General features: G+C 42.4%; 5 protein-coding genes. 1 reads left to right on the top strand and 4 read right to left on the bottom strand.

Translation table 11 applies throughout. From position 1 onward, the window contains the following. On the bottom strand, positions 1 to 3,445 hold a 3,445-nt coding region (locus ACEW8S_RS08060; protein WP_373517649.1), incomplete at its 3' end, for an ATP-binding protein. Positions 3,446 to 3,709: 264 nt separating this feature from the next. Then, positions 3,710 to 3,877, bottom strand: coding sequence for a hypothetical protein (locus tag ACEW8S_RS08055; protein ID WP_373517648.1), 168 nt, complete (start codon positions 3,875 to 3,877; stop codon positions 3,710 to 3,712). Between the two features lie 220 nt (positions 3,878 to 4,097). Here ACEW8S_RS08055 and ACEW8S_RS08050 point away from each other — a divergent pair, with 220 nt between their 5' ends. Beyond that, positions 4,098 to 5,381, top strand: coding sequence for a hypothetical protein (locus ACEW8S_RS08050; RefSeq protein WP_373517647.1), 1,284 nt, complete (start codon positions 4,098 to 4,100; stop codon positions 5,379 to 5,381). Between the two features lie 236 nt (positions 5,382 to 5,617). On the opposite strand, the gene ACEW8S_RS08045 is transcribed toward ACEW8S_RS08050, so the two are convergent. Further along, the gene (locus ACEW8S_RS08045) at positions 5,618 to 6,136 is read right to left on the bottom strand and encodes a hypothetical protein (RefSeq protein WP_373517646.1); all 519 of its coding nucleotides are present in this window, start codon (positions 6,134 to 6,136) and stop codon (positions 5,618 to 5,620) included. Between the two features lie 368 nt (positions 6,137 to 6,504). Then, positions 6,505 to 7,224: vanadium-dependent haloperoxidase (locus ACEW8S_RS08040; RefSeq protein ID WP_373517645.1), on the bottom strand; the 720-nt coding region annotated here is incomplete at its 5' end.

Below are 7,224 nucleotides of genomic sequence, written 5' to 3'. Positions count from 1 at the left end.
TTTTGCAGAGGGTAATGCCATCCATTTGGGGCATCATCAGATCGGTTATGATCAGATCGGGAACGATTTGCCCCGCTTTTGCAAGCCCGTCCTTTCCATTTACCGCTTCCAGCACCTCATAGTCTCCCATCAATTGCTCCTTGATAAAATGCCGCATGTCGTGGTTATCCTCGATGATGAGCACCTTAATATTCCTTTGGCTTATTTCAACGTCGGCCATTTCACCTAAATCATCCACCTCATCAAAAACGCTACTAGCTATTTCTTCCGGTTCTTCATTTTTATAGGATCTTATTTTTTCCAAGGGTACGATTACTTTAAAGATACTGCCCTTGTCGGGTTCACTTTCCACATATATCTCTCCCGAAAAAAGTTCCACCAGCTCTTTGGTGAGTGCCAGTCCGATACCGGTACCGGATTTTTCCTTGGTGTAACTACTGTCCACCTGATAAAAGCGGTCGAAGATATGCGGTAGCTTCTCCTTTTCTATACCATGTCCCGAATCGGAAACCGTCAGTTGCAATCGGTCGTTGCCATAATTTGCACGGATGATGACCTTCGCCTCGTCCGGGGTGAACTTAAAGTCGTTGCTCAACAGGTTATAGACGATCTTTTCCAGTTTATCCCTATCAAAGGAGGCCCATAACGGGCTGGAAGGCACTTTTATCTGGTAGTCCATTTGTCGCTGCGCGGCATGGGAGCTAAAGGAGGAAGCTGCCGCACGTATGCATTTAAAGACATCGCCCTCGGCCAGATCCAGTTGCAGCTTACCACTGTCAAGCTTGGACAGGTCCAGCAATTGGTTCACCAATTTTAAAAGGCGATTGGCGTTGCGGCGTATCATTTTTATGTTGAGGGTGCTTAGCGTATTTTCCTTTGCCTCTTCCAGTTTTTCGATGGGCCCCTTAATAAGTGTAAGGGGGGTACGGAACTCGTGCGAGATATTGGCGAAGAGGCGCGTCTTCATGGTATCCATCTCCTTTAATTTTTCGGTCTGATGGCCAAGGAGTTCGTTTTTTTTTCGGATCTCTTCGGTCCGTTCCTCGATGAGGGCCTCCAACGCCAAATTCTTGTGGCGCAACTGCCGGGAACGCCATTGCGCAAAAAGCCATAACAGTACTATTGCCGCCAATAAATAACCCATGTACGCCCACCAGGTACGGAACCATGGGTTAAGAATGGTAAACTTGTAGCTGTCCTCATTGCTGATCTGCCCAAAAATGTTCTTTGCCCGGACCTTGAAGGTATAGTTGCCTTCGGGAAGGTTGTTATAATCCTTCTGTGTTTCAAAATTCCAACCCGACCATTTTTCATCAAGGCCTTCCAAGTTGTACTGGAACCTATTGATGTCTTCCCGATAAAAGCTGGGGCTGGCATAGGCAAAACGAAAACTGTTATTTTTAAAGGGAAGTGTTGCCGTTTGGGAACTATAAGCTCCCGCAATTAAAAGTGAATCCCTTTTATAGATCACTTTTTTTAATAGGGCAGTGAAAGGGTATTTATCATTTTTTGCCACCCGCACATCATGGCGTACAATACCTTTATCGCCGAACTGCCATATGATACTGTCTTTGGTTTCCACATACCACGTCTGCACTAGGTTATCGGCTATCCGTTCTTCCTTTAAATTCTCTATTTTATACTTCCCCGAACCGGACAGCCAAGCTATAAAACGCTTTGTGGGCTCGTCGTTGTTATTAATTCTAAAAATAATATTTTCATCGGCATCCACATAATCTACAAAAATAGGTTTACCGGGGATTCCCAAGGCTTTGTTCAGTGTATGATCGGGATGGAACCTGTTCGAATTTGTATCAAGTTCAAAGGTTTCCCTCTCATTGAATGAAACACAAAAAACAGTACCGTTGACCTGATAAGGAACAACCTGCTCCTCCGGCAAACCCTGCGCCGTGCCAAACTTTTCGCATTTAGGGGCTTTCAGTTTTAAGGCTTCCCCCCTAGTTTTAAAAGAAACCCGCCATATCCAGTCCTCACCCGTCTCCAACCACAGATTCCCCGAAGCCTCCTCGATAATGGCATACGTAGAACCTTGTACTCCGTTTATTAGACCTTCATCCAACCAATGACCCTCTTTATAATATATTGATCCCAACCCGTCCGCCAGCGAAATAAAAACCCTGTTCGGATCCAAACTGGACCTATGGAATGCAGATGGGTTCCAGTGCCCGATAGGCCTGATTTCCCCGTTCTTTAATTGGTACACTCCGTCCTCCCAGGCGATCAATAGCATATTATCAAAGACCAAAAGATCCCAGATATGATCTTTTATCCCCTGTACATTTTCAAATAAGGTACCGTTGGCCCCATCGGTAACCAACCGGAACAGTCCGTTGCGGGTACCGGCATATAGGTTATTTTGAAAACGTGTAATGACACTGCAATGGGAGGTAACCCCCAAATGGTCATACGTAGAAAATGGGGAAGGATATTCTATTTTGGCCAGGCCATTTCCCAAAGCAGCCCATAAAATCCCTGACCCATCTTGATATAGTTTATGTACGGATAGGGAGGCCAATGTTTTCTCCTTGTCCAGAAGGAGAAGCTGCCTTCCCTTGCCATCCATAACGGCCAACCCTCCGTTAAGGGTCCCCAGGACGTAGCTTCCATTGTTCAATTGGAGCCCTGTGTAGAGTTTGTTCTGTTTTATAAAGTCATCCAAATCGGTTTTATACGGAATAACTTCCCCATTTTTATAGATAAGGAACCCGTTTGGTGTGCCGATTAGTAATTGATCTCTTTCGTAAGGTAATATGGTGGTAATCTTTCTATCCTTAAAAAACTCCCCATGGGGTATCAACTTTATCGCATCCCCAGCCAAATGCATTAACCCCTCGCCACGGATATTTACATATAGCTTATTGTTGACCGAAAACAAGAATGAAAATTTAAATCCGCTTTGGCTCTTCCATGCTTTAAAGTGACCATCCGCCCACCTAAAAAGAAACTCCTCACTTTGAAAATAAATCCCATCCGAAACGGCATGGATTTGCCAGATTGTCGTGAAATTTTGTTCTTTCTTTTTTAATAAGGCAGATAGGGAAACATATTTCATTCGGCCAAGAGAATCCGGCTCTAAATAGCCAAATTCCCCCGAAGCTCCGGCATATACCCGGTTATGCCTATCTATGGCAATGGATTTAGCAGCGCTAATTTTGGGCAGCCCGATCACGTCCCAAGTAACCCCATCATACATCATCACCCCATCACCATTGGCGAAATAGAGGATGCCCAAACTATCCTGAGCCACGGCCCAATTTTGGGCATGAGCCTTCCCATAGTCATCTGGTGTATAGTTTTGGATATAGGGCAGTCCAACCTCCTTGAAATTTTCTGGAAGTGGGTCATTGTTTGGTTTCTGGGCAATTGTATGGCCCCCAACAAAACACTGGACAAGAAAAACAAATACCCGTATTTTTCCATTCATATTCCCGAAGTAATTTGCCTTATTAAGGTACTATTTTTTAAGTCGTCCGGCTATTTTTAACGGCTATAAATTGTAAAAAACAAGTGATATGGGTTTGTACTATAGTCCCAAAAATTTGTAGTTTACTTCTTTTTGAACCTATTTTTTCCCATAAGGCACTAAATTTTCTGTGTTCATGCGCATGGCAGGGGCAGACGGGTCGGGATGGAATAAAAAAAACCGAAGCTTTACGCTTCGGTTCTTAAGTTTTAATCGCATACCTGATTAGCCACCAGTATGGGTTCTACCACGTTTCGGTGGTTGGACAGCATTAAGTTTTCCGGTATGGGTTGGACCACGATCCGGTGGGGAAGCAGTCTTAGGTTTTTCCGCAATCAGCTTCTCTTTTGTCATTTTTTTTGTCCCCTTGTATTCTTTTTTCGGTGTATTCATAATATGTGCTTTTTAGACCTCTATAAATTTAGTAAATTTCCTTATTGCAAGCTCCAAAAATTTGGGCAAATATTTTAACTTTTATCGATGTTCTTAAAATTTAGATCTTCCGCTTCATGGTCGAATATTCGGGAAGAGAAACAACACGATCCATTAAGAAATTTGTCGAAATTCGGTACGTTGTTCAATTTTCAAAACAGCCCTACTAAACCATAACATCATGTCATCAAAAGAAGCGGTCCCAAATGAAAAAAAGTTTACTGCGAATTGGTGGGAACATACGTTTTTAAGGACTACGAATTCGTTTACAAAGGCAGCCGTATTTGAAGATTGTCTCCCGAAAAAGGAGACCCAAGCCATGAGAGCCAACATTTTGGACATTCTCCGAACGCAATGCAAATTAAAAACCACTTTGTATGGGTTTCGGGTTTATGTGGAGGGCAGGCAATTGACCGCCAAAGAATTGAACAGAATCTACAACTCACCCCCAAAAGATATAGATTCCCTTACCAGTTGGGCGCAAAGAACCTTTGGAAACCAGAAATTTGGAATCATAATCAACAGGGCTGAAAATTTAAACAATGAATTGGCAAAAAGAATGGCCCATAAAATTTCTCCCCTACTAAAAAAGGCAGGAACCCCGCTTTTAGGTATTAATTTTACTTTTTTTATCGGTAATTATGGCTGGACCCCAATCGGGATCCATCAAGATGACCCTGGCGAAAGTGTTATTCATTTCCACTTGGGGCCTGGTGAAAAAACCATGTATACATGGAACGAGAAGAAATATAAGAAACTCGCGGGCAAAAATAAGGCCAACAACAAAGATGAAGAAAAGTTTCTTCCCTATGCCAATGTCCATCTCTTTAAAGAAGGAGATTTGTTCTATATGCCGCCCAATGTTTACCATATTGGAAAATCGGATAATCTATCCGTTGGCCTGACACTTTGGTTCAACAACAAATTAAAAAGCGAATTGGCCATAAAACTATTAAAAGTCGTAGAAGACCAATATCTGGAAGGGAACACAGAAACCATGTTGCCCGATAAAAATGGAATTGAAGATCTAAGTGCATCGCGACAGGCCATAGATTTATTTAAGCTACCAAAAGATCTGGAAAACCTGCCTTTTAAAATCTTTATGAAAGAAATCTTTAAGATTCATAAGTACGCCTTGTCTAGTAATTCCGGCTATTGTACAAGTCCGCTTCCCAAAAAAAAGCAAACCGAATTCTCCATCGAGGACCATATTATGTTAGAAAAACCATTTGTTATTAAATATGTCGATTCCTTGGGTGGAAAAAACCTTTTGATTTTTATTAGGGGGGCAAAACTGGTCCTTCTGAATTTTGAGGGAATCAAAAGCCTTATCGATGAGATAAATAAAGGAAAAAAAGTGTCCGTTAAATACCTGTTATCGTTATTGGATAAGGATTGGAATGAGGATATTGGGATTTTTATCCTGAATTTGATCGACACCCATTATGGAATCCGAAAAGTTTGATCGGGGAGACTTTAAACCTTTTCTTAATTTAGCACTAATGTTGCAACCAGCGGGGAATTAAACCCTCAGAGATCAACAATGAATAAAGGTTAGAAAATAGATAAGGCCGAATCCCAATGATTTGAAAACAGTACATTTTTGGGATAGGCCCTTTATAACCAAATCAGATAACCCTAAACTGAAAGAGGCCGCCTTTTCAGGCAGCCTCCTCATTTTTAGGTGATGAAAATATTCGATTATATTTTATTTCCATCCACCCCTAACCTAAGGTACTTTTTTAGGTTGCCTTTCCTAATTTGGGCCTTGTACGTTTTTTTAACATCCTTGCCGTTGTTGTAGGAAACCAAATACGCATTGCTGTGCAGGGTCCATCCGGGATTTTCCTTGTAAATGGAATTCCGTACTGCAGGTGGAAGGGCAATATCCTTGAATCTCTCGGAAGATGTCAATATCTTTCCGTCCTTATCGTAGGTCGCACGAATGTTTCCGCCCTTTTGCCTAAAGGCAACTTGAAATTCCTCGGAACGATTGTCAAAGAAGGGCGATTTCTTGATATTGTACCGCGATGCCTTCTTTTCAAGTACCAGCACCCGGTCCGATATGGTCCCCTCGCTTACCCTGTCCATATAGGCCAGGTTCCTTGGGGCAACCTCTACCCCCGACAATTTTACTTCGTTGATTTTACTGTTTGTACCCTGTGAGTACCCTAGGCTGGCAATACCTAACATCATTGCACCAAAAACTGCTTTTTTCATGATCTTTGTTTTTAAAAGTTAATAATGGATATTTTTATTACAACAAAGTTTGGAAAAGTAAGCGGCATGGGTTTGTGGTATACTTCCGAAAGTTTGTACTATACTCCCGAAGTGCGGATTTTACAATTTTTAGAAGCTTTGTATGGTTAGAAAAAAACCGAAAGAGAATCCTTTGCTGTCAAAGTAAGCGACCCGAACTTGGTGCTTATAATCTATAAATGCCGTATCCCTCAAATGTATGTTGGGGTCAAAATCCGCCTATCCAACTTCGTTCTTTTTGTCTTTTACCAAAAAAAATCCGACTTATCGAGAATTTTGACCAAATTCGATTACAATAGCCTCTAAATAATGTTTTCGTAAACGTTTTGTTATTTATCCAAATTCAAGGCGTTTACATTTTTTCCGATCTGGTAGCCTTGTTGCAGACCCAGTTCAATGGCTTCCTTAAAATGGATGCCACCATACAACCTTGAAATGGCCGCCTCTTCGGCCAACTCATAAAAATTATTGAAACTCCTAGGTGTGCCATCCATATCCGTTCGGGTCTCATGGGTGCGATCCTTGAACGCATAACTCTCACCGAAAAAATCCGTCATAATTTCTGCCAGGGCGCCGGATTGAACGGAGTGTCCAGAAGTGTATTCCGGGAAAGGTGGGGTGCTCAAAATAGGTTTCCAATCGGGATCTATGTGTGCGTTGATATAGGTTATGGGCCTAGGATAAAGTGTTTCATATTTGACTTTCCAACAGGATATGAAAGCATCGGAAATCCCGATACCCAATTTTGCAAAAGCTTCTACGGATACCGATAAATCAAGATCTTTTTCCTTAATGATCTGATTGAGGATAGAAATGGAATGCCCCGGAGGAGTAGCGGTCGTTACCGGATCGTCCGACCAAAATTCCGCAATGGCCTTTTGATCCGGGGTAAGACTGTTGACCACATTGTAGACTTCCAGTGCCCGTTGATAACATATGGAGCTTTCCTCAACGGAATAGGCCGGGGGCGTCTCTGGTTGTACCGCACCATCCACGTCCGCTGTTAAAAACGGTCGGTTCGCACCCCAATAGGGCTGTAAGGCCGGGGT

This window comes from Pricia sp. (assembly GCF_041745955.1).
In the GTDB taxonomy this organism is placed as follows: Bacteria; Bacteroidota; Bacteroidia; order Flavobacteriales; family Flavobacteriaceae; genus Pricia.
This window is presented reverse-complemented; position numbering and strand designations above follow the sequence as displayed.

Bases quoted from the DNA above. Each gene is read 5' to 3' on its own strand.
- ACEW8S_RS08055 (WP_373517648.1), bottom strand. From the start codon at position 3,877: ATGAATACACCGAAAAAAGAATACAAGGGGACAAAAAAAATGACAAAA.
- ACEW8S_RS08050 (WP_373517647.1), top strand. From the start codon at position 4,098: ATGTCATCAAAAGAAGCGGTCCCAAATGAAAAAAAGTTTACTGCGAAT.
- ACEW8S_RS08045 (WP_373517646.1), bottom strand. From the start codon at position 6,136: ATGAAAAAAGCAGTTTTTGGTGCAATGATGTTAGGTATTGCCAGCCTA.